Source organism: Paracoccus saliphilus (genome assembly GCF_028553805.1).
In the GTDB taxonomy this organism is placed as follows: Bacteria; Pseudomonadota; Alphaproteobacteria; order Rhodobacterales; family Rhodobacteraceae; genus Paracoccus; species Paracoccus saliphilus.
The window spans coordinates 1,906,398-1,933,198 of record NZ_CP067140.1 but is presented as its reverse complement, the minus strand read 5'-3'; the positions used below and the strand labels follow the sequence as shown (position 1 = coordinate 1,933,198).

Genomic DNA, 26,801 nt, shown 5'->3' with positions numbered 1-26,801 from the left:
ATGGCACGTTTCTTCATTCACCGCCCGGTTTTCGCGTGGGTCATTGCCTTCGTGACCATGCTGGTCGGCTCGCTTGGCCTGTCCACCCTGCCGATCGAGCAATATCCCCAGATCGCCCCGACCACGGTGCGGGTCAGCGCGGGCTATAACGGCGCCTCGGCGGAGATCGTCGAAAGCTCGGTCACCACTGTCATCGAGGACGCGATGACCGGGATCGACGGGCTGATCTACATGACGTCGAATTCGACGCCGGGTTCGGCCTCGATCTCGCTGACTTTTGACGACACGGTAGATGCCGATATCGCGCAGGTGCAGGTGCAGAACAAGCTGCAGCTCGTCACGTCGCAACTGCCTGACATAGTGCAGCAAGCTGGTGTGTCGGTGTCGCGCTCCACCTCGTCCATCCTGCTGGTCGGCGCATTGACCAGCAGCGATGGGCATTATTCGACGGTAGAGTTGGGCGATCTGACGTCGCAAATGATCGAGGACCCGGTCAAGCGCACGCCCGGTGTCGGCTCTATCAGCACTTTCGGGTCGGGTTATGCCATGCGGATCTGGCTCGATCCGATGAAGATGGCGCAATACCAGGTCACGCCCGCCGACGTGACTTCGGCAGTATCCGAGCAGAACAGCAATGTCACCGTGGGCAGCCTCGGCGCACAGCCCGCCTCGGAAGGTCAGCGTCTGACCTTGTCGCTTTCGGCGCAATCGCAGTTCTCGAGCGTCGAGGAGTTCGAGCGTATCCTGCTGCGCGTCGATCCGGACGGCTCGACGGTTTTCCTGGGCGATGTCGCGCGGATCGAAATCGGGCAGGAAAGCTATGGCGGCGCGTCGCGCTATAACGGCAATCCGGCGGCGGGGTTCGCGGTCAACCTGGCGACCGGCGCGAATGCGGTCGAAACCGCTCAGTCCGTGCGCGAGGTGCTGGCCGGAATCGCGCCATCGCTGCCCGATGGTGTCGATATCGTCTACCCCTATGACACATCGCCCTTTGTCGAGGAATCGATCAGCCAAGTCTACCACACGCTTGCCGAGGCAGTGGTGCTGGTTTTCCTGGTTATCCTGTGCTTCCTGCAAAGCTGGCGCGCGACGATCATCCCGGTCATCGCGATCCCGGTCGTGCTGCTTGGCACATTCGCGGTGCTGGCCTTCGCGGGGTTCTCGATCAACACGCTGACCATGTTCGCGATGGTGCTGGCCATCGGGTTGCTGGTCGATGACGCCATCGTGGTGGTCGAGAATGTCGAGCGGGTGATGGAGGAAGAGGGGCTCGGCCCCGTCGAGGCGACCGAGAAGAGCATGCGCGAGATCACCTCGGCACTGGTCGGCATCGTGCTGGTCCTGTCGGCAGTGTTCCTGCCGATGGCCTTCATGAGTGGCGCGACCGGAGTGATCTATCGGCAATTCTCGATCACCATCATCACGGCCATGGTCCTGTCGCTTGGTGTCGCGGTGATCCTGACACCCGCCATGTGCGCCACCCTGCTGAGGCCGCGCAAGCATGGCGACGGGATTGCACCTGCGCGCTGGTTCAACCGCAACCTCGACCGCGCGACGGGCGGCTATGCCAGCGTGGTCGCGGGGCTGGTCAAACGGCCTTTCCGCATGCTGGTGGTGCTGGTCGCGATCGGCGCAGGGGTGGCGATGCTGTATCAGAAACTGCCGGGCTCCTTCCTGCCCGAAGAGGATCAGGGCGTGATGCTGGTCATGGTCGAGACACCGGACGGGTCCACCACGGCACAGACACGGGCGCTGGTCGAAAAGGTCGAGGACTACCTGCTGACCGAGGAATCCGAGACGGTTGAATCCGTCTTTGCCGCGCTTGGCTTCAGCTTTGGCGGATCGGGGCAAAACAACGCGATGATCTTTGCCAAGCTGCATGATTACGAGGAGCGCGAGGGCCATGACGTCGCGTCGCTGGTCACGCGCGCCAATGCGCATTTCTTCATGACCAACCGGTCGGGGCAGGTCTATTTCCTACAGCCTCCAGCCATCCAGGGTATGGGCGCGTCCTCGGGCTTTACGACATATCTTGTTGATCAGGCCGGACAGGGGCAAGAGGCGCTTTCGGCGGCCGCCGACCAGCTTGTGGCAAATGCACAGGAAGATGGCCGCGTTACCAATCTGCGCGGCAACGAGGCCCCGTTCGAGACCTCGTTGCGGCTGGATATCGACCAGCAGAAAGCGGCGGCCTTCGGCCTCTCGATTTCCGAGGTCAACGCGATGCTGTCGGTGATCTTTGCCGGGCGGGACGTGAATGATTTCGCCCTTGGCTCGGAGCTGCGCCCGGTGATCGTGCAGGGAGAGGCAGAGGCCCGGTCCCAACCCGAGGATATCGAAACCTGGTATGCGCGAAACTCACAAGGCGAGATGGTGTCCTTCGCAGCCTTCGCGACCCAGGCATGGGAGCAGGAGCCGCAGGCGCTTGCCCGCTATGGCGGCACACGCGCGCTGGAACTGAGCGGTGCGGCGGCGCAAGGCTTGTCCTCGGGCGCGGCGATGGAAGCGATGGAGGAACTGGTCGCCGATCTGGATGGCGGCTATGGCACGGCCTGGACCGGTCTTTCCTATCAGGAACGCTTGTCGGGAAATCAGGCACCGATGCTGTTCGCACTTTCGGCGCTGGTGGTGTTCCTTGCGCTGGCGGCCCTGTATGAAAGTTGGACCGTGCCGCTGGCAGTTTTGATGACCGTGCCGATTGGCGTGTTGGGCGCATTGGCGGCGGCGCTGATCTTCGGGCAGTCGAATGATGTCTATTTCAAGGTCGGCCTGCTGACCACCATCGGGCTTGCCGCGCGAAATGCCATCCTGATCGTGGAATTCGCTCAATCCTTGGTAGCGCAGGGCAAATCGCTGCTGGATGCTGCCATCGAGGCGTCGAGGATGCGGCTTCGCCCGATCCTGATGACGACCTTTGCCTTCATGCTGGGCGTGTTGCCGCTGGCCATCGCCTCGGGTGCCGGGGCAGGGGCGCAGAACTCCATCGGGATCGGGGTGCTGGGCGGCATGGCGTCGTCGGCGGTGATCGGGATCTTCCTGGTGCCGGTCTTCTATGTCGCCGTGTTGCAGGCGGTGAAGCTGTTCACGAGAAAGGCAAAGGGCTGATCGGGCCGGAGAATTTGCGCTGCCCGGTTCGTTCGGGCAGCGCGGGTAGCCCGGATCACTCCCACTCGATCGTGCCGGGAGGTTTCGAGGTGATGTCATAGGTGCAGCGGTTGATGCCCTTGACCTCGTTGATGATCCGCGTCGCGGTCTCGCCCAGAAATTCATGGCTGAACGGATAGTAATCCGCGGTCATCCCGTCGACCGATGTGACGGCGCGTAATGCGCAGGCGTAATCATAGGTCCGCCCGTCGCCCATCACGCCCACCGTGCGCACCGGCAAAATCGCGACGAATGCCTGCCAGATCTCGTCGTAAAGGCCATGCTTGCGGATCTGGTCGATGAAGACCGCATCGGCCTTGCGCAGGATCTCCAGCTTGTCTCGGGTGATCTCTCCGGGGCAGCGGATGGCGAGACCGGGGCCGGGGAAGGGGTGGCGCCCGATGAAACTGTCGGGCAAGCCCAACTCGCGGCCAAGAGCGCGGACCTCGTCCTTGAACAATTCGCGCAATGGCTCGACCAGCTTCAGGCCCATCTTCTCGGGCAGCCCACCGACATTGTGATGCGACTTGATCGTTACCGACGGACCGCCGCTGAAGGATACGCTTTCGATCACGTCAGGATAGAGCGTCCCCTGGGCGAGAAATTCTGCCCCCTCGATGTCATTCGCGTATTTCTGGAACACGTCGATGAACAGCTTGCCGATGGTCTTGCGCTTGGTTTCGGGGTCGGAAACGCCCTCCAGCGCGCCGAGGAACAGATCGCTCTCATCGGCGTGGATCAGGGGGATGTTGTAATTGTCGCGAAACATCGAGACGACTTCCTCGGCCTCGTTCAACCGCAGCAGCCCGTGATCGACGAAGACGCAGGTCAGCTGATCCCCGATCGCCTCGTGGATCAACACCGCCGCGACAGAAGAATCGACACCGCCGGACAGGCCGCAGATCACCTTGCGGTCGCCGACCTGCGCGCGGATCGTGGCAATCGCCTCGTCGCGATAGCTGGCCATGGTCCAGTCACCGGTAAAGCCCGCCAGCTTCACGAAATTCTCGAATATCTTGCGCCCGTGTGGCGTGTGATGCACCTCGGGATGGAACTGCACCGCATAGAAATGCCGTGCCTCGTCCGCGATCATCGCCATCGGCGCATTGGGCGAGGTGCCGATGATCTCGAATCCCGGAGCCAGTTCCGTCACCCGGTCGCCATGGCTCATCCAGACCTGCTCGCGCTCGGTCTCGAACAGGCCCGCGAAAATGCTGTCGCCCTTGTGCCCGGCGGCAGGGGAGATGAAGGCGCGGCCATATTCGGCGTGATGCCCCGCTTCGACCCGGCCCCCGAGTTGCGCCATCATCACCTGCTGCCCATAACAGATGCCGAAGACTGGCACGCCCATCTCGAACAGTTCCTGAGGAACGCGCGGGCTGTCGGTTTCGGTCACACTGGCCGGGCTGCCCGACAGGATGACGGCTTGCGGAGCCATCTCTCGCAGCGTATCGGCGGTGACAGTGTTGAAGGGGCGGATTTCGGAATAGATGTTCAGCTCACGCAGGCGGCGCGCGATCAGCTGTGTCACCTGAGAGCCGAAATCGATGATGAGGAGGCGCTGATGCTGGGTCATGACTGCGCTTTAAGGGCGGATCAGCGACGGCGCAAGAGGTCTGCCGCGCCTTTCCCCTTGGCGGAACCGACTCGCCTCTTCATATGTTGAAAATCTACTGTCGAAACAAATCCATGCTTCGAGGTGCGTCATGAAGTTCCATCCCGTTTTCGCTTTCGCTCTATGCTTGACCGCGCTGACGGCCTGTCAGCCGACGGACGGATATCTGCCCCGGTTTGCCGGCGATCCCTCTGTCGCGCAGACCGGTCAGGATGCGCCGGGCGCGATGTGCGCCGGCGATCCGGCCCTGAGTCAGCGGATGGCCGAGGCGATCAATGCCGCCCGCGGACGAGAAGGCAAGACGCAGCTTGAAACCGATGGAACCCTGTCTTCGATTGCCCAGTCCCATGCCTGCGATATCGCCGCCACGGGACGTGCCTCGGTGGCGGGATCGGACGGGTCCAACGTGGTGGAGCGGGCACGGGCGGCGGGCTATTCTACCTGCGGAGTAACGCAACTCGTTTCGGTCGAGGGATCACCCGAGGGGATCGTCGGAGGCTGGATGAATTCCACGCCGCACAGGGCCGAACTATTGGCACAGCTCAACGAAGAGATCGGTGTTGGCGTCACCCGTGGCGGTGACGGCCGCTTGTGGTGGAGCGTGGTGATGGGCGCGGATTGCGGCTGACGCGAACCCGAGAAACTGTCGCTACCGTCACGCCACACTTTGACGCGGCCGCACGAAGCGTCCGCGGCCACGTTCATGCATCAGCCGGGCGGCGTCGGGACCCGGCGCCGGTAGCGACAGAGCCGCTTCGCGCAGGACCGCGATGGCCTCTTCGCTGCTCCGGGGCAGGGTGGCAGGATCTATCGGCTGACCGACGGTGATGCGATAGGGCTGGTTGGTCTTGTTCAGCACCTCGTTGAACAGCGTCACATCGCGCAATGTCGGGTGGATCGCATCCAGCAGGTAGAAGAGCAGCGAGTTGCGGGCCCGGATATTGAGCGGAATCACCGGCACTCCGAACTTGCGCGCGATCATCGCGGCGCTGGCCATCCAGGGCCGCTCATGCAGTTTCAGCCCGCGCCGCTTGGCCAGACGGCCCGACGGAAAGATCAGCCCGATCCGTCCTGCCTCAAGGGCTTGGCGGGTGTAATCCATCGTGGCCTTGGTCTTGGCATGGCTGCGCTTTTCCAACCGCCACTCGACCGGCGCGATGAAATCCTCGGTCTGCGGCAGCACCCGGATCATGTCGTAATTCGCATAGATGAACAGATCGTCCCGCAAGGGCGACATCATCGCATGCATGACAATGCCATCGGCAATACCGGTCGGATGGTTCGAGACGATCAGCGCAGGACCGGTCGCGGGCAGGTTTTCCATCCCTTCAACGCGGACATCGCGGACGATGAGCTGTGTCATCCGGCGCATGATCTCGGGAGTTGGCAAGTCGCGGAACTCGGCCCCCAGGTCGACCGTGCGGGGGTAATGCAAGATGCCCATCATCAACTGGCGCGCGAGTCGGTGATGAGCCTTGGGCGAATACAGCCAAGGTGCCCGCTCGGCGATCAGCGGGTCCAGGCGAGCCTGCATTTCGGCCCTTGGGTCAAGATCATGCTTACTCATTCCGGGTATCTTGCCCCGCTATTTACGCGATCACAAGCGGGCTCATGCGCCAGCGGCGATCATCCGCGACACCATCTCGCGCAGGTTGCGGCTGATTCCGTCCATCTCGGCCATCCGCTGCAATGCGGCGCGGGCCTTGGCACGACGATCCGTATCATAGCGTGGCCATGTCTCGAAAGCGGTGGACAGGCGGGCCGCGATCTGGGGATTGACCCGATCCATCCGCATCAGCCACTCGGCTGTGAATTCATAGCCCGAACCATCTGCGGCATGGAAGCCGCCATGGTTCGCCGCGAGCCCGCCCAGAAGCGAGCGGAAGCGGTTGGGGTTCTTCCAGTCGAAATCATCGCGTTCGGACAGGCGCCGCGCGATCATCGCTGCCTCGTCCGGCGCCGCTGCCATGGGCTGAACGGCAAACCACTTGTCCATGACCAGCCGGTTGTCGCCGAACTGTTGATGCAGTGCTTCCAGCGCCGCCTGTCCGCGCCCACGGCGGATCAGGCAGGTCAGCGCGGCCATGCGTTCGGTCATGTTGCCAGCAGTGCCGAACAAGACCTCGGCCCGGTCGCCCCGGTCGATGCGATTGAGCAATCCAAGCGCCGCGATCCGCAGTGCCCGCCGCGCCGCCGCCCCGGCATCGGGGGAATAGGGGCCGGGGACCGTCATCTCGTCGTAAAGCGAGGACAGCAGATCGGCATGAGCCTCGGCCACGCGGCGAGCCAACCCGCTGCGTGCGTCAAAGATCGCATCGGGATCTGGAGTGACGCCGGCGGCAGAGAGGCGCGTAGCGATCTCTTCCTCTCCCGGCAAGTTCAGGCAGAGCGCGCGGAAAGCCGGATCGGCATCGGTATCGGCGGCCAGTTGGCCGATGGCATAGACATATTCTTCGCCGCCATCCTGGCCCTGCGCCAACGCGGTCAGGGCCGAAAGGGCCAGCTCGCGACCGGCCTCCCATCTTGCGAAGGGATCGGTGTCATGGGCCAGCAGGAAGGCGCGGGTCGCGTTGTCGATTTGCCGTTCCAGGATCACCGGGGCCGAAAAGCCGCGCAGCGCGGACACGATTGGGCGAGCGCCGAGGTTGTCGAAGGTAAAGCTTTGTTCTGCTTCGGTCATTTCAAGCATACGGGTCGCGGCGACCTCGTCGCCATTCGGACCGATCAGCCCGACGGCGACGGGAATGACGCGCGGCGGTTTCTCATCCTGTCCCGGCGTGGGCGGCGTATGCTGGCTGAAATGCAGGGTCAGCCGGCCGTCGTCACTCCATTCCTCGGTCACCTTCAGATGCGGGGTTCCGGCATCCGTGTACCAGCGCTTGAACTGCGTCAGGTCGCGGCCCGTGGCGTCCTCGAAGACCTTCAGCCAATCCTCGATGGTCGCCGCGTCACCGTCATGCCGCTCGAAATAGAGGTCCAGCGCCTTGGCATAACCGTCATCGCCAACCAGGCGCTTAAGCATGCCGATCACCTCGGCGCCCTTCTCATAAACGGTCGCGGTGTAGAAGTTGTTGATTTCCTCGTATTCCTCGGGCCGCACCGGGTGGGCCAGGGGTCCCTGATCCTCGCGGAACTGCCGGGCGCGCAAGCTCTGCACATCGCCGATCCGCTTGACTGGGGCGCTTCGCATGTCGGAGGTGAACTGCTGGTCGCGGAAAACCGTCAGCCCTTCCTTGAGACAAAGCTGGAACCAGTCGCGGCAGGTGATGCGGTTGCCGGTCCAGTTGTGGAAATATTCATGCGCGATCACACCTTCGATGCGTTCGTAATCGGCGTCGGTCGCGGTTTCGGGCGAGGCGAGAACCAGCTTGGAATTGAAGATGTTCAGCCCCTTGTTCTCCATCGCGCCCATGTTGAAATCATCGACGGCGACGATGTTGAAGACATCGAGGTCATATTCGCGGCCATAGACATCCTCGTCCCATTTCATCGACTTGATCAGCGATTCCATGGCGAATCCGGCGCGATCCTCGTCGCCGGGACGTACCCAGACATTCAGCGCGATATCGCGTCCGGATTTCGTGGAGAAACGGTCGCTGATGGCGACCAGATCGCCCGCCACCAATGCAAAGAGATAGGCAGGCTTGGGCCATGGATCATGCCATTCGGCCAGGCCGTCTTCCTGGCGAACCGGGTTGCCGTTCGACAGAATCACCGGCTTGTCCGAGCGGATGGTCACGTGAAAAGGCGCCATCACATCGGGGCGGTCGGGATAGAAGGTGATATGGCGGAAACCCTCGGCCTCGCATTGCGTGCAGAACATCCCGCCCGAGATATACAGCCCCTCGAAGGCGGTATTGGCAGAAGGATCTATCTCGACTTCGGTTGTCAGCGTGAAGGGGCCGTCGGGCAAGGCGGCGGCGGCGATCACCAGGCGTTCGTGATCGCGTCGGACGTGATCGGGCGCGGGAGCGGTTCCGTCGATCAGGATCGACATCAGCCGGACCTCCTTGCCGCCGTCGAGCTCCAGATCCTCGGTTCGATCCCTCGGTTTCAGCGCCAGATCGGCCCTTACGCGGGTCGCGTCCGGGGACAGATCGAAGCTCAGCTTCGTCTGTTCGAGGATGAAGGGATACGGCCTGTAATCGGCAAGAAACCGCTTATCGGGGGTGTTGGATCGGGTCATTTTCACTCTCCGCCTTAAAAAAGTGTCTAGGTTCAGGGAACTGGACACTATCCGAGGTGTTAGTCGCCTGTGAGCCGGGCCGCAAGCCGGGCAACGCAGGTTATCGATTGACACATGGGCGTCACTGTTCAAGAGGTAGGCGCCAAGAGGGTGTTAAGAAGTCATTAAGGAGGCCAGCAATGACATATGATCCCAACGATCCCAACCGCACCAATCCCGTCGACAGCGATCCGGCGGCTCCGAAAGAGACCTATGTCGAGCCGGTCGAGCGTCGCTCGTCGCCGCTGCCGTTGATCCTCGGTGTGCTGGTGGCGTTGGCGCTGGCCTATTTCGTGCTGCAGCAGTTCATGGGTGATGACACGGCCGCGACCGAAGGCGACACGACCACCGTGACGACCACCGAGGAAGCTCCGGCTGACGATGCGGCTGCGGATGCAGAGGCTGCTGTCGATGACGCCGCCAGCGAAGCGGAAGCGGCTGCGGATAACGCCGCCGCCGAGGCCGAAGCGACCGCAGATGATGCGGCTGCCGCGACGGAGGACGCCGTTGATGACGCGGCCGCTGCGACGGAAGAAGCTGCGGACGATGCGGCGGCTGCAACTGATGAAGCCATGGATGACGCGGCTGCTGCAACCGACGAAGCCACCGATGAGGCGGCTGCAGGTGCCGAGGAAGGCGCAGCCGACGATGCGGCTGCGGACACAGAAGAAGGGGCAACTGACGACGCGGCGGCTGGAACCGACGAAGAAGCGGCCGCTGAGGAAAGCGGCGCAGCCGATGCGATGCAGGATGCAGGCGATGCTGCGGCTGACGCGGCTTCGGATGCTGCATCCGCTGTCGAAGGCGCCGCGAATGACGCCGCTGAAGCGCTCGATAATGCGATCACCATCGAAGAAGAGCCCGCCGCGGACGAGCCGACCGGGAACTGATACCAACCTTTCGGTGGAATATTTGAAAAAAGGGGTCGCGCGCACTGCCGCGCGGCCTTTAACTTTTGCAAGGTCGGGCAGAATCGTTCGGGACGAGCGATAATCTATGGAAGGTCCATGAAACAGTTATGTTCATGAGATATCGTCGCTTCGCGCACTTGTGAAAGATTGTTGCGCGATGCTATGCAGGCTCGATTGCGAAATCAGAGAATGGGGGGCTAGAACGCCATGAAGATTGGCGCTTTGAAGGAGAGTTACGAGGGCGAGGCACGGGTGGCGATCACGCCGTCTTCGGCAGCGCATCTCCAGAAGCTTGGACACGAGGTTTTCGTCGAATCCGGTGCCGGGGTACGGGCTGGTTTTTCGAATTCCGACTATGAGAAGGCCGGGGTCACTGTCGCACAAACCGTGGCCGACCTGATCAAGGCCGTTGATGTCGTGGCCAAGGTGCGCGAGCCTGCGGATGCCGAGATCGGGCAGATGCGCGAGGGGCAGACGCTGATTTCGTTCTTTTACCCGGCGCAGAACGCTGAATTGCTTGAAAAGGCGAAAGAGCAGGGCATTACCGCGATTGCCATGGACATGGTGCCGCGCATCAGCCGCGCCCAGAAGATGGACGCGCTGTCCTCGATGGCGAATATCGCCGGATATCGCTCGGTCATCGAGGCGGCGAACAATTTCGGCCGCTTCTTCACCGGGCAGGTGACGGCGGCGGGCAAGGTGCCACCAGCCAAGGTGCTGGTCGTGGGCGCTGGTGTGGCCGGCCTGGCTGCCATCGGCACTGCCACCAGCCTTGGCGCGCGGGTCTTCGCCTTCGACGTGCGCCCAGAGGTGGCAGAACAGATCGAATCGATGGGCGCCGAATTCGTGTTCCTCGATTTCGAGGAGCAGACGCAGGACGGGGCCGCGACCGGTGGCTATGCCGCGCCGTCCAGCCCGGAATTCCGCGAAAAGCAGCTCGAGAAATTCCGCGAACTTGCCCCCGACATGGATGTGGTCATCACCACCGCGCTGATTCCCGGACGGGATGCGCCGGTCCTGTGGACCAAGGACATGGTCGAGGCGATGAAGCAGGGCAGCGTCATCGTTGACCTTGCGGCGGAAAAGGGCGGCAATTGCGAACTGACCGTCGCGGATGAGCGAATCGTCACGGAAAACGGCGTGACCATCGTCGGTTATACCGATTTTGCCAGCCGGATGGGGGCGCAGTCCTCCGAGCTTTATGGCAACAATATCCGTCACTTCATGACCGACCTGACACCGAAGAAAGACGGTGTGATCGTGCATGACATGGAGGATGACGTGATCCGTGGCGCCACCGTCGCGCATGATCACGACATCACCTTCCCGCCGCCTCCCCCCAAGGTTGCGGCGATCGCGGCGCAGAAGCCCAAGGAAAAGCCGAAGGAGCTGACCCCGGAAGAGCGCCGCGCGCAGGAGGTCGCGGCCTTCAAGGCGGAAACAAAGTCGCAGGTCACGATGCTGGCCGGGGGCGGCATCCTGTTGCTTCTGATCGGGCTGATCGCGCCTGCCAGCTTCATGTCGCATTTCATCGTCTTCGTGCTGGCCTGTTTCGTGGGCTTCCGGGTGATCTGGAATGTCGCGCATTCGCTGCACACGCCCTTGATGGCCGTGACCAACGCGATTTCGTCGATCATCATTCTCGGTGCGTTGATGCAGATCGGTTCGGGCTCGGCATGGGTGCTGATCCTCGCGGCGCTTGCCGTGCTGATGGCGGGGGTCAACATCGTCGGTGGCTTCCTCGTCACCCGCCGCATGCTCGCCATGTTCCAGAAATCGTAAGGAGGGGATGATGGAATACGGATTCACCACTGCCGCTTATGTGGTCGCCGCGATCCTGTTCATCCTGTCTTTGGGTGGGCTTTCGGGTCAGGAAAGCGCCAAGCGCGCGATCTGGTACGGTATCGCCGGCATGGCGCTGGCCGTGCTGGCCACGCTGTTCGGTCCCGGCGCGGGCAACTGGTTTCTGTCGGTCGTGATGATCACGATTGGTGGCGCCGTCGGTTTTGTGGTCGCCAAGCGCGTCCAGATGACCGAAATGCCGCAACTGGTTGCCGCGATGCACAGCCTTGTCGGGCTGGCCGCCGTTTTCGTGGGCTTCAACGCCCAGATCGAAATGGCGCGCATGTTGCGGATCAAGGCCGAGAACGCGGCGCATGAGTTCCAGGGCTTCGCCGCCGTTCTGGCGCACAAGACACCGGCCGAACTGGCAATGCTGAAGATCGAGGTTTTCCTGGGCATCTTCATCGGCGCCATCACCTTCACCGGCTCGGTCGTGGCCTTCGGCAAGCTTGCCGGCAAGGTTGATGGCAAGCCCAAGAAGCTGCCCGGCGGGCATATGCTGAACGCGGGTGCCTTGGGGTTGTCGATCCTGTTCGGCATTCTCTACTGCACCGGGGTCGGATCCGGCGTGTTCTGGCTGATCCTGATCGCGCTTCTGGCCTTCTTCATCGGCTATCACCTGATCATGGGTATCGGCGGCGCCGATATGCCGGTCGTCGTCTCGATGCTGAACAGCTATTCTGGTTGGGCGGCCGCGGCCATCGGCTTCACGCTCGGCAATGACCTGCTGATCGTGACCGGCGCGCTGGTCGGCTCTTCGGGTGCGATCCTCAGCTATATCATGTGCAAGGCGATGAATCGGCATTTCGTCAGCGTGATCCTTGGCGGCTTCGGCGGCGAACAGGGTCCGGCGGCGGAAATCGAGGGCGAGCAGATCGCCATCGATGCCGACGGCGTGGCCGCCGCGCTGAACGAGGCCGACAGCGTGATCATCGTGCCGGGCTATGGCATGGCGGTGGCGCAGGCGCAGGCCGCGGTCAGCGAGCTGACCCGCAAGCTGCGGGCCGCAGGCAAGGAGGTTCGCTTCGCGATCCACCCGGTCGCAGGCCGCTTGCCGGGGCATATGAACGTGCTGCTGGCCGAGGCGCGGGTGCCTTACGATATCGTGCTGGAGATGGAGGAGATCAACGAGGATTTCCCGTCCACGGATGTGGTGATCGTCATCGGTTCGAACGACATCGTGAACCCGGCCGCGCAAGAGGACCCCAACAGCCCCATCGCCGGCATGCCGGTGCTGGAGGTCTGGAAGGCCAAGCAGGTCTTCGTGTCCAAGCGCGGACAGGGCACCGGCTATTCCGGCATCGAGAACCCGCTGTTCTTCAAGGAGAACACCAGGATGTTCTATGGAGATGCCAATGAATCCGTGAACAAGCTCATGCCGATGATCGATTGACGATCCGCCCCGGGGGCGCCTTGTAGCGCCCTCGGGTCCGAATTACCTGATTGATTCGGAACGCCACTGCCAATGCCTTGGGCAGTAAGACTAGCAATAAGTCCCGAAAACAGTTTCAATATGACCAGAGGTTGTCCTGGCGATTGCGTGCTTGCCTGAACGCATCGGTTCGCAGTGTCATGGCCATGTCACATATGGGCGAGGGGACTGCATAATGGCACCGGATGAATTCACACATATCGGCAGCGGCGATCCGTCGCTTTACAACGAGGATCTGGCTCCGATCCCGCATGAACGGCGGAATTGGGGCGCGTTCGAGATATTCAATGTCTGGAACAACGATATCCAGAGCCTGTTCGGCTATACCTTGGCCGCATCGCTGTTTCTCAGCTATGGGTTGAACGGCTGGTTGACCTTTGCCGCCATCGTCGTTGCCGGGCTCCTGGTGATGTGGCTGGTCAACCTGTCTGGACGTCCCTCGGTTCGTTACGGCATTCCCTATGCGGTGATGGCGCGGGCCTCGATGGGCGTGCGCGGCGCGCGCTTTCCGGCACTCGTCCGCGGCATCGTCGCGATCTTCTGGTACGGGGTGCAGACCTATTTCGCCTCGACCGCCGTCGCGCTGGCAATCCGGGCGCTGTTCGGGATCGAGGCCGGGGCAGGGGGCTTCCTTGGCCTGACCGGGGTGGACTGGATCGCCTATATCATCGTCGCTGGCTTCCAGATCGGGCTTTTCCTGATGGGCATCGAATGGGTCGGCAAGTTCCTGAACTGGGCCGGACCTTTTGTCTATGTGGTGATGATCACGCTCGCATTGATGATCTGGTGGCAGGCCGGAAACGGAATCTGGTCCGAGATCGGAGCGATTTTCCAGGGCGCGGCGGAGAGCGAGCGAAGCACATTGGCCGGATTCATCGCGGTGGTCGGCACGATGGTGGCCTATTTCGCCGCAGTGATCATCAATTTCGGCGATTTCTCACGCTTCGTGAAAACCGAAGGCCAGATGCGCCGCGGCAATTTCTGGGGCCTGCCGGTGTCGATGGCGTTCTTTTCCTTCATTGCGCTGTTCATCACCGCGGGTGCCGTCGTGCTGTTCGGAGAGCGCCTGACCGATCCCACCGCGATTGTCGAGCGGGTGGACAGCCTCGCCCTGACGCTGATCGCCGCCGTGACCTTCTTTGCCGCCACCGTGGGGATCAACCTGGTAGCCAATTTCATCCCGGCGGCCTATGACATCGCCAATATGTCGCCATCCAGGATCTCGGCAAAAACCGGCGGGTTGATCACTGCGGCCATCGCCTTTGTCATCGGCGCGCTATGGGTCTCGCTGATCTCCAGGATCGGCATCGCGGGTTTTGTCGATACGCTCGGGGCGATCCTCGCGCCGCTTTATGGCATCCTGATCGCCGATTACTACGTGGTGCAAAAGCGACGGCTTGTAGTTGATCAGCTCTTCTCTGCAGAGCCTTCGGGCCGTTACTACTATGATGGCGGTTGGAACAAGCGGGCAATCATGGCAGTGGGGATCTCGGCACTGTTCTCGATCGGGACGGTGTGGCTGCCCGCGTTGCAGGCGCTGGCAGGATTTGGCTGGCTGATCGGCGCGGTTCTGGGCGGGGTGCTCTATATCCTGCTTTGCGGTCGCAAATAGACTGGAGGCAGGCGTGAGCCCGGAAACCGAACATCCTTTGCGCTATGCTTTGGTGAACGAGCTTCACGCCCGCCCTTCGCCACGCCTGAGCGCACCGGCCACCTGTGTCTTCGTGGCTTTCAAGGAACCCCGTGATGCGGCCAATCGCGACCGCAAAGCGGACATGGCCCATTTGACCGAACTGACCGATCGACATGGCGGGCCACGCCCGGATCCGGAGGACAGCCATTACCAGGGACGATTGGGGCGGCATGACCTGAAATGGGAAAGCCATACCGAGTTCGTCACCTATATGGCGATGACTCCCGGCCTGCCGATCCGGCCCTTCGATCCCAGTGCCGCGGCCATATTTCCCGAGGAATGGCAACAACATGCGCCGGGCAAACGTGTCGCCGCGGTGATCGTGCAGATCGATATCCTGCCCGAGGATCCGCAAGAGGCGCTGGACCGGATCGGAGATTGGTTCGCACGGGACAGCCTGACTGCGGTCTGGGTGCTGGAAGAGGCCGCGATGATCGCGGGCGATTTCCGGATCGATTCCGATGGCTGGATGCGCTTTTCGGTGTTCGTGCGCCCGGATGTCGGGGAAGGCCGGATTGGCCGGATCGTGCACCGGCTGGTCGAGTTGGAGACCTACCGGGCCATGTCGATGCTGGGATTGGGACGCGCGCGATCCCTCAGCCGCCGCCTGAACGAACTCGAGCCGGGGCTCACGGCCATCGTTGACGGCATGAGCGATGACGGTCGCCCGGCTGACGAGGTGTTGCAGGAATTGCTGGCGGTCTCGATCGAACTGGAAACCGAGGCTGTGCAGCATTCCTTCCGCTTCGGCGCAACCTCGGCCTATGAGGCGATCGTCATGGACCGGATCAACGCGCTGCGTGAGACCCGGCTTTCCGGACGGCAGATGCTGACCGAATTCATGCGCCGTCGCTACCGACCCGCCATGCGAACCGTGAAATCGGCGGAAGAGCGGCTGCGAAGCATGATCGAGCGCGCCAACCGCGCGGCAGAGTTGTTGCGTACCAGGGTGGATGTCGAGCGCTCGGCCCAGAACCAGATGCTGCTCGAACGCATGGATCGCCGCGCCGATCTGCAACTGCGCTTGCAGCATACGGTCGAGGGGCTGTCCGTGGTCGCCATCAGTTATTACGCTGTGGGATTGCTGTCATATGCGCTCTACCCGCTGGCCCAGGGGATCGGGCTGGGCAAGCCTTATCTGACCGCCGCCTTGACCCCGATCACCGTGCTGGCGGTATGGTGGAGCATGCGGCGCATCAAGCAACGGCTGCATCATTCTCATGATCGCCCGGATGCTGAATTGTGAGTTGCAGCTGTCCGTTTGACGCGAGATAACCCCAGCATTGGTTAACAAAGGATGATGCCATGAAGCTATTCGTCGCCCTCGCCGCATTATTGGCCCTTTCCGCCTGTGGTGTTCCCTTCGTGCCGCTGGTGTGAGCTTCATGTCCAAACAGTTGACGCTTTACGGCCTAGCCCACTGCTCGACCTGCCAGAAGGCGCAAGCCGCGCTGGAAGAGCATGGCTGGACAGTCAATTTCCGCGATGTCCAGAAAGAGCCGCTCTCGGAATCCGAGCGCAAGACGCTTGCCGATCAATGGGGCGAGAAAATCATCAACCGCGCGAGCCTGACATGGCGCGGCATGTCCGAAGAGGAGCGTGCCGCCGACCCGGTGGATATGATGGGCGCGAAACCCAGTGTGATGAAACGTCCGGCCATTGCCGCGGGAGATCATCGCCTGCTGGGGTGGACGGCCAATGTCAAACGCGCCCTCGGGGTTCCTGCGTAAAAGCCGATCTTCCGTAGGGCCAGTTGCGCCTTTACTTCTTCACTAAAAATATCCCGGGGCGCCGGTTGGGGCATTGCTGGTTCGAGAACCAGCCGGTGACGGAACAGCGCCCCCGGCCGTTGTTGCGCGCAGACGAATGACAATGCACAGCCGGAACCGCTCAAGCCGGGCGATTGGCCAATGAAGCCAGAAGCGGCCGGATCGATGACAGGTCATAACCCGCTTTCGCCGCCGTCTCGAGGATTTCACTTTCAGGCCGTTTTCCTGCCTGCGTCAAGGCCCAAAGCACCGTGCAGCGGTTTCCCGAGCGGCAATAGGCAATGACCGGAGCCTGCCCGGCAATCGCGGCCGCAAAATCCGAAATCAGAGTCGGGGTGATCTGGCCGGGATGGAAGGGCAGGTAGTGATAGCTCATGCCCGCGGCCTCGGCCGCGCGGGCCATTGCCTCGTGATCGATCTCGGTCTCGATCTCCTCATCCGGGCGATTGTTGACCAGAACCTTGAACCCGGCCTCGGCAAGCTGGGATACCTCCTCGGGTTGGATCTGGGGAGAGACGGCGAGGCCAGGGCTAAGCTGACGCAGATCCATGCTGGACCCTTTCGGTTTGGCTGCGGTTCAGCCTTGGGATTGCCGTTTTTGATGCCCCAATGTCAAGCATTCACCCGACAGAGGCACTCGCCGTCTCGACAAGGCTCGGAAGAGCCGTGAAGTCGTCGAAGGCCGCATGATGGGGAAGCTGATCGATGGGGGTTTGTCGATATCCCCGGCTATAGATCACGAAGGGCACCGGGACCGCCGCCGCACAGGTCGCGTCGAACTCGCTGTCACCGACATAGACCGCATGGGGCATCCCGGGATGAGCGCCAAGCCCTGCCAGCGCCGCCCGCAACGGGGCGGGATCGGGCTTTTTCTCGGGCAGCGAGTCGCCACCGATGATGTGCCCGAAGAGATCACGTATCCCGAAATGATCCAGAATAGCCTTGGTTGGATGTAGAGGCTTGTTGGTACAGATTCCGAGCGGATGCCCGCGATCCGCCAGGATACCCAATGTTTCCTCGACATTGGGAAACAATCGCGTCAGCGAGGTCGCAGCGTGGTAGCGCGTCATGAAAGAGGCAAGCATGTCGCGCTGTCCGGCAGGACCCGTTCCGGTCGCCGCACCGATCTTTCGCCACAGAATCTCCACGCCGCCTCCGATGAAGCTGCGCACCTGATCCAGGTTCAATGGCGAAATGTGAAACTCACGCAGCACCGCATTGACGCAGGCATGGATATCGGGGGCGCTGTCGATCAGTGTGCCGTCAAGATCGAAAACGATCGGGCAGGGGGCCAGGCACACGTTCATGCGGCCTTCCACTTTATCGAGCATCCCATCGAAGGCACCTGTTCTTCCGGGCCTTTTCCGGTCACGGAAATCTGGAGCATGGCTTCATACAGTTCCCTCGGGGCATCGGCGGGGGCAGCGTTGCGGCGCGAGGCATCCAGGCGACCGCGATATTGCAATTCTCCGTCCGCATTGTAGCCGAAGAAATCCGGTGTGCATTCGGCCCCATAGGCCCGCGCGACTTCCTGCGTCTCATCATAGAGATAGGGAAAGGTAAAACCATGTTTTGCGGCCTCGACTTTCATTTGCTCCGGGCCATCCTGCGGATATTCCGCGACATCATTGGCCGAAATGGCCACGACGCCGATACCCGCCTCTTGCAGGGCTTTCGCATCACGCACGATCCGGTCGATCACGGATTGAACATAGGGGCAGTGATTGCAGATGAACATGATCAGTGTGCCCTTCGGGCCTTTAATCTCGTCAAGCCCATGCATGCGGCCATCCGGATCGGGCAGGGTGAAATCATGCCATGGCGCGCCGAAATCGCAAACGGGGGGTGTGACAGCCATTGGTTGCTCCTTTCATGATTGCGTGAATTTTTTCGACCGTTGCCATCGGAACAAGGCGGGTAAAGGTCGCAGGTGGTCAGCGCCAATTTCATGCCTGGCCAAGACTTAACCGGATATGAAGGCAAAACCGTCGTTCTCGCGCCGGACCTTGCCGATCCCTCCCTTCGGGAGATGATATCCCAATATCTTCATATCTGATTCTGAAAGCATATTCAATATGTTACGCCTCGTTTCTGCAGAAAATTCCGGATCTTGATCGCTGCCGGACAGAATATCGGGCCGGCGGAACGCTAGATGCGGATTGGTGATGACATCACCGGCGACAAACAACTGATCGGCCAGGTCGAAGCTCGTATGGCCTGGCGTATGCCCGGGAGTCATGATCGCCTTGATTCCCGGTAATATTTCGTCGCCATCCTCGAAAACTTCAAGCAAATCACCCAGAGTCTCGATCCGCCGCTTTGCTCCGGCGACGAAACTCAACCGTGCCGGATCGATTGTCTCGGGCGTGGTGGGATCAAGCCAGTAGTCACGCTCGATCCGTCCGATCATGTAGCGTGCATTCACGAATGCCGGTTCGTCGAAATCGTCCAGAACGCCCCAGATATGATCTGGATGAGCATGAGTGAAAATGACATGCGTGACCTGGTCGGGAGAGATATCGATTGCGGCCAACGCCTCGGGGAGCTTCCCGGCTGTCGGCATGAAGTCCGGGCCGGAACCTGCGTCGAACAGAATGGTCTCATCGCCACGCGTCATCAGTGTCAGGTTGAGCGGCGAGTCGAATGTATCACCGGTGACACCAGCTTCCGACAGAATCGGTTGGGCCTCGGTCGGATCTGCGCCTTCGGCAACGAAGAACCCGACAGGCAGGACGAGCTTTCCATCCGAAACGCTACGAATGGTGAAATCATCAAACTCGGCTTCAGTGATGGCCCAGCTGCGCGTTCCGAACAAGCTCAGAGCGGCGGCGGACTGCAACACTCGGCGACGATTCAGTTTCATGGTGACCTCCAGTTTATCCGGAGGCTAACATAAGGGGGTGTCGATGCGATACGATAATTGTTCCATAATACCGATTATCGCGATTATAGATATCATCATACAGCACCGCCTGTATAACAACTGAAAAAGTGGCCACTCACCCGCCATTTTTGACCTTTGGACACGCAATTAGTGACCATCTCATTTTCGGGAATGAGATATAATTGAATAAAGTCAATATGTTGCTTCTGATTCTGGTTCACCCCTAGAACACGCGACCGAAGTTTCCTGGGAAATCCGGTGCCGTTGACGAAGAGGATGTTGCTCGGCAGTGTCCCGGTATTCGCTCCGGGATGTGGCTGAGCCTTCACATCGTCATCACTTCGGAGTTTCCGTAATTTCGCCGGTCTGCCGAGAAAGCACCGCTTTTCCGAACGGCAGCGATATGTCTCGAAGGAGGTCAACATGCAGCAACCAGGGAAGCAGATGCGTTTGAGCGCGGCTCGCTTTTTGCATGATCCGGTCGCTTACGTCGGATCGGGTTCAGAATGGAGTAGGAGGCCCCTGCCCCGTTGGTTGGTCGACTCGCGGCACCACTCAGGTCAATCAGATGAAATGTGACAGGTCGCCCAGCTGATTTGACCAGACTCCCGGTCATCCAGGCACACCAGCACCGCGCCCTAAAACCACTCTATGATTTTGCCACACGCGACCGGACCTCATTCCGGCCGACGCCCGAGATCTGTTCGAAAGACTTCATACCCATGTCCCGCATTCCATTCATTGAGGCCCGATTTTTCGATCCGGAAGAGACGGTGGATGTCATAGCACGCCGCTTCGCGGAGCATCTTCGCAAGCTTCGCAGCCCCACCCTGCCCTCTTTCGAGCAAGAAGATGATGCCGTTAACAAGGAAAGCGACGAATACTATACGATACTCGATGCCCGGGATATTCGTGCCATAAACCGCCGCACGGAGCGCATCCTGGAGCGGCGCAAACTGGCCTCCGGTTTGAGCCATCTGAGACGCGAGGATCGAGAGCGGCTGGAGCTGCTGCGCAATGGCGCGGCCCTGATCGCGATCCCGGATGAGCACCGCGCCGATGTCATGGCGGCCGAGCTCCATACGGAGATGCCCTGGATGGCACCGGCGACCGAAGCGGTCTGGCAGGCCATGCGCCGGTCGGTCCGCGAAGGCTGGCCCGGCCTGCGCCTGCCGCCCTTGCTGCTCGACGGCCCGCCCGGAATCGGTAAGAGCTATTGGGCGCGCCGGCTCGGCGACATCATCGCCGTGCCGACCGCCGTCATCGAAGCCACCGGAGAAAACGCCAGCTTTGGCGTGGTCGGTAGCCAGCGCGGATGGGGAGGTTCCTGTCCGGGCCGTGTCATCGAAACCATCCTGCAGAACCGCGTCGCCAATCCGCTGATCGTGGTCGATGAGATCGAGAAAGCGGGCCTGCCTGTCTCGACGAAGGGGCAAGCCTTCGGTTTGGCCGAGGCACTTCTCCCGCTTCTCGAACCCATGACGGCGCGCCGTTGGAGCTGCCCCTATTATCAGGTGAAGTTCGACATGAGCTGGATCGGTTGGGTGCTGACCTCCAATAGTCATCGGTCGTTGCCAGGCCCCCTACTCAGCCGCTGCCCACCGATTGCGCTGCGGCATCTCACGGTCGCGGAACTGACCACGTTCATTCGGCGTGAAGGCGCCCGCAAAGGGCTTTCCGAAGTGGCGACAGAGGCGTTGGTCGAGGTGCTGGAACATCCTTCGCTGCGCGATGTCCAACCGAGCCTGCGTGTGGCCTCCCGCATGCTTCAGCGTGCCGCCGATCTCGAGAGCAGGCCGTTCCTTCACTGATCCCCCCGCCACCTCCCCCTTCGCCGCCTATGCGCGGCCGGGCTCCTTAACCTTCATTCCGGAGATATTTCCATGAAAACTGAACAGCAGAGCCAGCTCGATCGGGCACTCGCTTCTATCCGTGCCGCTGAAGCCGGTCCCACGGACGACGATTTGGCCGCCGCGCCAGTTCTCGAGCTTTGGCGTCCCCTGGCCAATATCCATGCGGCGGTGGTGCTCTGGGGCCAGGTGACCGGCCATCCCCGCATCGGTGCGAGCACGATCACCACCTCGCGACTGATCGCTCTCGATCGCCAGGCAGGCTGGGCCCGCACATACAGCCGTTGGTATCGGCTTGGTGAACCTTTCTCCGAATTTGAAGCCAATGTCGCGCGGGACCTCAAGATCTCGGAAGCCCGGAAGGGGGTGGTGAGCTTTGAACTCGCGGGATTCGTCGCGGTCGACGATGACAATCTGGTCGATCGCCTGTTGGCCGCGTTCATCGCCCATGTGCAAAACGCCGCCATCGAAAATCGAGTGAAACATTGACAACAAATCCTTGGCTGGCAGCAGCAAGGCTCCTTGGAGCAGAAGTCGAGATGACCTCGGTGTTCCAGCTTGTCGACTGGATTGGAGCCGGAATTCCGCAGGAGGCGGTTTTCCGGCTGGCTAACCGGCTTTCATCCCCCTCTCGTGAATTGTTTACGCAAGCATTCGATGTCGATCCGCATGCGAGCACATTGTCGAAACATACTCTTCAACCATTCGAGGGCGATGCACTCATCCGGGTCGCGTGCGTTCTTGTCCGATCGACCGAGATCTTCGGCTCCGAAGAACTCGCCGAAGAGTTCATGGCCAGGAAGAATATGACATTGCGGGACGGTCGTCCGATTCTAATGGCAATACAGAGCTGTGTGGGTTTTTCGTTGGTAATGGATGTTTTGACTCGAATAGAAACAGGCGTGACGCCGTGAATTGAATGAACTCGTTAACGTAAGAGGGGTAAGGCTGTCCAGACGCTGCACGCGCCCTCTCCTGCACCATTAATTTCCATTCCTCAAGGTGCGGCCGACACAGGACGGCTCAGAAGCTTTACCCTTGGGCCATGGTGGCCAGGATACCCGTTTCGAAAATGTCGGCAAGTGATGCGGCGTCACCGTTTTTCACTAACTCCTTAGCCGTGCCCAGAAGGGCCGGATCACTAATCTTCACCATAAGTATGTCAAATGCCTCAAGGTGCACCTGTTGTGCGGTAGCGAGCTGCCGGAAGTGGCTCGCGGCGGCGCAAGCTGCTTGCTGGCAATGCGAAAGTCCCTGAAGCATTCCTTCGCGCAGGGCCGTGATCTCGCAGCTCAGCGGAGAGCATGGGTCCACCTTGTATTCGAAGTTCCGCGAAGGCTGAAGATTGTGAAGCGGATCGAGAAGCACGACGTTGAATATCCAGTGCTCGTCGAAGAATCCCACAACCCGGCCCTGCCCGGTCGAAACCTGGAACTGATGAAGTTCGTATTCCGGGTCGTCCCGGTAATGAGCCGGAAGCGACTCCAACTGATCCTTGCGAATAGGTATGTTTTTCGCAGCCCAGTTGATCGGATGATAACGCAGACGATCTTGGGCCGCCGGATCTCGGAGCATCCGATCCACTTCTTCGGACGACAGCTGCCTCAGACGCTCCAACATGGAAACAAACCACCTGGCATTTACCGTATCAAGGCCGAAGAACTCCATTTGAGTCCAGTATCTCAGCGAAAAATTCCAACGCCATTTTTCGGGTCGCCGAGACGATCGCACAACCTTCTTTACGTCGCCTTTTTCTCGGATTTTATCGTCACGATGCAGAGATTTCGCGACAACATTTTTCAACTTGGACATCAGTGTGGAGTATCGTCTTCTGAAGCCTGCTCTAGCAGTTCCCGATAAAACCTTTCCATCGAACTTTCCTTGATGACAGTCTCGCAACGCTCGAATGATCTCAAAGCCCCACGCGCCTCGATCCAAGGACGTTCGTCATGAGTCATATGTTCAAGCTGAATGCCAGAAAGCTCCCCGTAAGCTTCCAGAACCTCATCGATATGCCTGCGAGCCCCCTTGGAGAGATTTTCATCCCTGAAGGTCGGCTGGATGTGGTCTCGATTCACGTCAGAGAACATCGTGTGTGTGGTCTTAAAACGGTCATAAATCTCGCGATTGGCCGGTCCATGCACCCAAGCCTGGAAACCGCCAATAAATAGAACTCCAGCGCCGAACGCTAAATGCCAAGCCTGAACGTAGTATAGTAGTTTCTGTAGCTTCAGCACGTTGAGACTGCCCGGATCATCTGCGAACCGGCCAATGATGTAATCGGTCACATCATGAATGTTCGAAACGCGTTCGCGGGCTTCCATCGGTCTTTCCTCTGTCTCTGCCTTCAATCTACTTCGGATAGGCACTGTGGTCCATATCATATCGGGTGGTTGCCGATTGCCCGTCTCGTGCCGTGTATGTGCAAAATGGGGCCGGGACGGGAAAGTGGCAAGTCCACGCCCGACCGGTCCTAGATGATTCACGCGACCCAAATGCATATAATCCATGTTCCCTATGGCGCGCTATTATTGGGCATCAAAGGCAAGTGTCGCAATGATAATGGGGATCCAGATATGACCGGCGTGATCAAATTGAGTGGACAGCCCCGTTCCGACGGTCAGCAGACTTGGTAGAATGAGAGCTTCAAGTTTACAAGGCGGGAATATCGCGATAATTCAAGATGATCTCGTTCGGGCCAATGAAAATGATACCGTAACCAGGCGGTTCGATGCTGCGAGTGAGGCCGGAGCCAGTCACATCCAGGTCGAACTGAACATGAAGGCTCTTCAACGTTGCAAAGGGATGTCCAGCCCAAAGTCCGGAAGCATTCCGATGCACATGGCCGCAGAAGAGATGGGTGGCCCCATTCCGGGCACGGATCAGATCGCCCAGTTCCTCGCTGTTAAAGAGTCTCAGGCGATCAAGCGCCGGCACGCCGATGTCGCACGGAGGATGATGCAAGAAAATAAGTAGCGGCCTTTCGTCCGCTGATCTGATTTGCTCACGGACCCATCGCATTCGAATTGGACATAGCTCGCCATGGTGTTTGCCGTCGGCAGCAAGCGTATCGAGATATAGAAGACGCATATCACCGAGATCTTCGACGCCCTGAATAAACCCCTCGGCACTACTGAGTTCTGGGAAACTGGCAAGCAGCGCAGCGCGGTTGTCATGATTACCGGTCAGCAGGTGATAAGGCATCGGCATTCGATCTAATTCTGAACGCAGAATACCATAAGCCCCCGGATTTCCGATCTGGATAAGGTCTCCGGAGATAACAAGACGCTCAGCATCGGAATGAAGCGCTCGTATTTCGTCGAGACAATACCGAAGCCTCGCCAAGGGATCAATTCCATGTGGCCAATCTCGGCCCTGTTCGACCAGATGCAAATCGGTCAGCCAGACCAATTTCCTCATCGCCTCACTCCCGTCACTTGAGGGGCAATCGCGATTGCCGAAAGATCCGACGCGGCATCTCGCTCTGCGCCCGCAGCCTCCTTTCGTTCGGAGTATCGATCAGTCAGATGACTGGTATGGGGCCGCAGCAGCACTGTGAATCGGACAAGTTCCTCGACGACATCAACAATACGGTCGTAATAGCTTGATGGCTTCATGCGTCCGGCCTCATCAAATTCCTGAAACGCTTTCGCGACACTCGACTGATTGGGGACGGTCACCATCCGCATCCAGCGGCCAAGCATTCGCAGCGTATTGACCGCGTTGAAAGACTGCGAACCCCCGGAAACCTGCATGACGGCCAGTGTCCGGCCCTGGGTCGGCCTCATCCCGCCTATATTAAGCGGCAGGTGGTCGATTTGCGCCTTCATGACGCCGGTGATCTGGCCGTGCCGCTCTGGGCTGCACCAAATCTGTCCCTCGGACCACATTGAAAGTTCGCGCAGTTCATGCACCGCCGGATGATCGTCGCCGGTAACCTGGTCCGGCAACGGGAGGTCTGACGGATCAAAGATGCGCGGTTCGCCACCAAAATAACGGACGAGACGGGCGGCTTCCTCGACGACCAGGCGCGAATAGGATCGGTTACGCAGCGACCCATACAAAAGCAGGATACGTGGCGAATGCTGTGGCTCGGCGGCCAGGCCGGTTGCGGGTCCACGCCGTGCATAGCGCCTATCCAGCGAAGGCAGGCAGTCAGGGTTGGATAATGATCGGAGTCTCATGCGTGTTCGACCTTTGATGGGGACGCGAGGGTAAGGAGAGTCGCAAGGCCGGTAAGCCCAAGGAAAATCGACAGGAGTAATGCGGCGGCGCCGTATCGCTCCATCAAGAGGGCGAACAAAAACGGGGCGCCAGCCTGACAGAAACGTGCCGGGGCCATCAGAAGACCCTGACGAAATCCGTAACCGGAGGGACCGAAGATCGCGAGCGGCAGCGTTCCCTTGGCAATTGTCAGAATGCCGTTTCCTGCCCCGTGCAGGAGGGCGAATATGATTGCGGCCGGAGCACCGAATGCAATGATCAAGAGCCCTCCGAGTGGATGGGCAATGATCGCGAGTCGCGCCGAGAGCAACGGATGGAAACGTTGGAGTAAGCCGAATTCGAGAAGGCGCCCCGCCACCTGCGCCGGCCCGACCAGGGCGGCAGCCCCGATTGCCACGGCTGGCGAAGCGCCCGCTTCCTGTAAAAGCAAGGGGAGATGCGTTGCCATCGCAGTGCTCGTAAACCACGTCACCGCGAAGACAAAAGCAAGGAGTGCCATCGTAAGGCTTGGACGTTCAGCGCCGCGTCCAGGGGGCGTGTGCGACATGTCCTGTGATTCTCTTGCGACCAACTGACTGCCCGATGGCACTACAAGGCGGTTGAGCGGCAGGCCGATAACCAGATGAGCCATTGCCCAGATGAAACAGGCCATACGCCAGCCGACTTCAGCTTCGAGGTAAGCGGTGATTGGCCAGCAGATGGTGCTCGCGAGTCCAGCGATAAGTGTAATACCGGTAATCGCACCGCGCGCATTGCGGCCATAAATACCGGCGAGCGTGGAAAAGGCCGCCTCATACAAACCCATGGCCATGCCGGCGCCGATAAGCAGCCAGCCGGTAAACAGCATGCCCGCCCCTTGCGCTGCGCCGAGAACCGCAAGACCTGTCGCGAAAACCAGGTTCGAGATCGCCAACACATCGCGACCGCCGAACCGGTCAATCCTTCTGCCGACCAGTGGCCCAAGACATGCAGAAAACATCAGTCCGGCCGAAAAGGCAGCGAAGACCATACCGGTCGACAGGTCAAGGTCATGTGCCATCGGCACGGCCAGGATCGCAGGTAAATAATAGGTCGAGCCCCATGCCAGCGTCTGTGCACTGCCGAGCGCGGCAATCACCCGAGTCTGTTTCGTTGGCATGATCATGGCGCATGCTTTCGACTATACATATCGATAGTCGATGCATCGATGATCGATGCATATAGGTAAAAAAA

General features: G+C 60.3%; 23 protein-coding genes. 11 read left to right on the top strand and 12 right to left on the bottom strand.

What is annotated here, in order from left to right; translation table 11 throughout:
* Entirely contained in the window at window positions 1-3,105 is a 3,105-nt protein-coding gene (locus tag JHX88_RS09215) for an efflux RND transporter permease subunit (RefSeq protein WP_076524477.1), read from the top strand.
* 55 nt (window positions 3,106-3,160) lie between these two features.
* On the opposite strand, the gene guaA is transcribed toward JHX88_RS09215, so the two are convergent.
* Window positions 3,161-4,720 (bottom strand): glutamine-hydrolyzing GMP synthase, encoded by a 1,560-nt coding sequence (gene guaA, locus JHX88_RS09210; RefSeq protein WP_076524479.1) that lies wholly within the window; start codon window positions 4,718-4,720, stop codon window positions 3,161-3,163.
* Window positions 4,721-4,850: 130 nt separating this feature from the next.
* Between guaA and JHX88_RS09205 the strand changes: the two genes are divergently transcribed.
* Entirely contained in the window at window positions 4,851-5,387 is a 537-nt protein-coding gene (locus JHX88_RS09205; RefSeq protein WP_076524481.1) for a CAP domain-containing protein, read from the top strand.
* Window positions 5,388-5,414: 27 nt separating this feature from the next.
* Here JHX88_RS09205 and JHX88_RS09200 read toward each other — a convergent pair whose 3' ends face one another.
* Window positions 5,415-6,326 carry a 1-acyl-sn-glycerol-3-phosphate acyltransferase gene (locus JHX88_RS09200; protein ID WP_076524483.1) on the bottom strand — a complete coding sequence of 304 codons (912 nt, stop codon included), beginning with the start codon at window positions 6,324-6,326 and terminating at the stop codon, window positions 5,415-5,417.
* A gap of 42 nt (window positions 6,327-6,368) precedes the next feature.
* Entirely contained in the window at window positions 6,369-8,945 is a 2,577-nt protein-coding gene (pepN, locus tag JHX88_RS09195) for an aminopeptidase N (protein WP_076524485.1), read from the bottom strand.
* Window positions 8,946-9,124: 179 nt separating this feature from the next.
* On the opposite strand from pepN, the gene JHX88_RS09190 reads away from it, so the two are divergent.
* The 6 genes from JHX88_RS09190 (at window position 9,125) to JHX88_RS09165 (ending at window position 16,592) form a co-directional block, all read left to right on the top strand.
* Complete coding sequence (locus tag JHX88_RS09190) at window positions 9,125-9,874, top strand: hypothetical protein (RefSeq protein ID WP_076524487.1); 750 nt, start codon at window positions 9,125-9,127, stop codon at window positions 9,872-9,874.
* A 228-nt stretch (window positions 9,875-10,102) separates the two neighbouring features.
* Window positions 10,103-11,677, top strand: a complete 1,575-nt coding sequence (locus JHX88_RS09185; RefSeq protein ID WP_076529195.1) for a Re/Si-specific NAD(P)(+) transhydrogenase subunit alpha — start codon at window positions 10,103-10,105, stop codon at window positions 11,675-11,677.
* 10 nt (window positions 11,678-11,687) lie between these two features.
* A complete protein-coding gene (locus JHX88_RS09180; RefSeq protein WP_076529197.1) occupies window positions 11,688-13,130 on the top strand; it encodes an NAD(P)(+) transhydrogenase (Re/Si-specific) subunit beta in 1,443 nt (480 codons plus the stop codon).
* A 214-nt stretch (window positions 13,131-13,344) separates the two neighbouring features.
* Complete coding sequence (locus tag JHX88_RS09175; protein WP_076529095.1) at window positions 13,345-14,781, top strand: NCS1 family nucleobase:cation symporter-1; 1,437 nt, start codon at window positions 13,345-13,347, stop codon at window positions 14,779-14,781.
* 13 nt (window positions 14,782-14,794) lie between these two features.
* Entirely contained in the window at window positions 14,795-16,108 is a 1,314-nt protein-coding gene (locus JHX88_RS09170) for a DUF3422 family protein (protein WP_076529093.1), read from the top strand.
* A gap of 139 nt (window positions 16,109-16,247) precedes the next feature.
* On the top strand, window positions 16,248-16,592 hold the full coding sequence (locus JHX88_RS09165) for an arsenate reductase family protein (protein ID WP_084203343.1): 345 nt from the start codon (window positions 16,248-16,250) through the stop codon (window positions 16,590-16,592).
* A gap of 160 nt (window positions 16,593-16,752) precedes the next feature.
* Here the strand turns inward: JHX88_RS09165 and JHX88_RS09160 are convergent, their stop codons facing one another.
* From JHX88_RS09160 to JHX88_RS09145, 4 genes are all read right to left on the bottom strand, one after another.
* Window positions 16,753-17,181, bottom strand: coding sequence for a TIGR01244 family sulfur transferase (locus tag JHX88_RS09160; RefSeq protein WP_076529091.1), 429 nt, complete (start codon window positions 17,179-17,181; stop codon window positions 16,753-16,755).
* Window positions 17,182-17,251: 70 nt separating this feature from the next.
* A complete protein-coding gene (gph, locus tag JHX88_RS09155) occupies window positions 17,252-17,938 on the bottom strand; it encodes a phosphoglycolate phosphatase (protein ID WP_076529089.1) in 687 nt (228 codons plus the stop codon).
* Window positions 17,935-18,489, bottom strand: coding sequence for a thioredoxin family protein (locus tag JHX88_RS09150; protein WP_076529087.1), 555 nt, complete (start codon window positions 18,487-18,489; stop codon window positions 17,935-17,937). Before JHX88_RS09150 ends, gph begins: the two co-directional genes overlap by 4 nt.
* A 105-nt stretch (window positions 18,490-18,594) precedes the next feature.
* Entirely contained in the window at window positions 18,595-19,494 is a 900-nt protein-coding gene (locus tag JHX88_RS09145; RefSeq protein WP_076529085.1) for an MBL fold metallo-hydrolase, read from the bottom strand.
* Window positions 19,495-20,237: 743 nt separating this feature from the next.
* On the opposite strand from JHX88_RS09145, the gene JHX88_RS09140 reads away from it, so the two are divergent.
* The 3 genes from JHX88_RS09140 (at window position 20,238) to JHX88_RS09130 (ending at window position 22,279) form a co-directional block, all read left to right on the top strand.
* Window positions 20,238-21,326 (top strand): AAA family ATPase, encoded by a 1,089-nt coding sequence (locus JHX88_RS09140; RefSeq protein WP_076529083.1) that lies wholly within the window; start codon window positions 20,238-20,240, stop codon window positions 21,324-21,326.
* 72 nt (window positions 21,327-21,398) lie between these two features.
* Window positions 21,399-21,854 carry a DUF6634 family protein gene (locus tag JHX88_RS09135; protein ID WP_076529081.1) on the top strand — a complete coding sequence of 152 codons (456 nt, stop codon included), beginning with the start codon at window positions 21,399-21,401 and terminating at the stop codon, window positions 21,852-21,854.
* Window positions 21,855-21,904: 50 nt separating this feature from the next.
* On the top strand, window positions 21,905-22,279 hold the full coding sequence (locus JHX88_RS09130) for an antitoxin Xre/MbcA/ParS toxin-binding domain-containing protein (protein ID WP_076529080.1): 375 nt from the start codon (window positions 21,905-21,907) through the stop codon (window positions 22,277-22,279).
* A 118-nt stretch (window positions 22,280-22,397) separates the two neighbouring features.
* Here the strand turns inward: JHX88_RS09130 and JHX88_RS09125 are convergent, their stop codons facing one another.
* The 5 genes from JHX88_RS09125 to JHX88_RS09105 all read right to left on the bottom strand — a co-directional run bounded on the left by JHX88_RS09125 (window position 22,398) and on the right by JHX88_RS09105 (window position 26,733).
* Window positions 22,398-23,177: a hypothetical protein gene (locus JHX88_RS09125; RefSeq protein WP_141225960.1), complete on the bottom strand. Its 780-nt coding sequence runs from the start codon at window positions 23,175-23,177 to the stop codon at window positions 22,398-22,400.
* On the bottom strand, window positions 23,177-23,689 hold the full coding sequence (locus tag JHX88_RS09120; RefSeq protein WP_076529076.1) for a Panacea domain-containing protein: 513 nt from the start codon (window positions 23,687-23,689) through the stop codon (window positions 23,177-23,179). Before JHX88_RS09120 ends, JHX88_RS09125 begins: the two co-directional genes overlap by 1 nt.
* A 328-nt stretch (window positions 23,690-24,017) precedes the next feature.
* Window positions 24,018-24,785, bottom strand: coding sequence for a phosphodiesterase (locus JHX88_RS09115; RefSeq protein WP_076529074.1), 768 nt, complete (start codon window positions 24,783-24,785; stop codon window positions 24,018-24,020).
* Entirely contained in the window at window positions 24,782-25,549 is a 768-nt protein-coding gene (arsH, locus tag JHX88_RS09110; RefSeq protein WP_076529072.1) for an arsenical resistance protein ArsH, read from the bottom strand. Before arsH ends, JHX88_RS09115 begins: the two co-directional genes overlap by 4 nt.
* Window positions 25,546-26,733 (bottom strand): MFS transporter, encoded by a 1,188-nt coding sequence (locus tag JHX88_RS09105; protein WP_076529069.1) that lies wholly within the window; start codon window positions 26,731-26,733, stop codon window positions 25,546-25,548. The genes arsH and JHX88_RS09105 overlap by 4 nt, the downstream gene beginning before the upstream one ends.
* Between the last annotated feature and the right edge of the window lie 68 nt (window positions 26,734-26,801).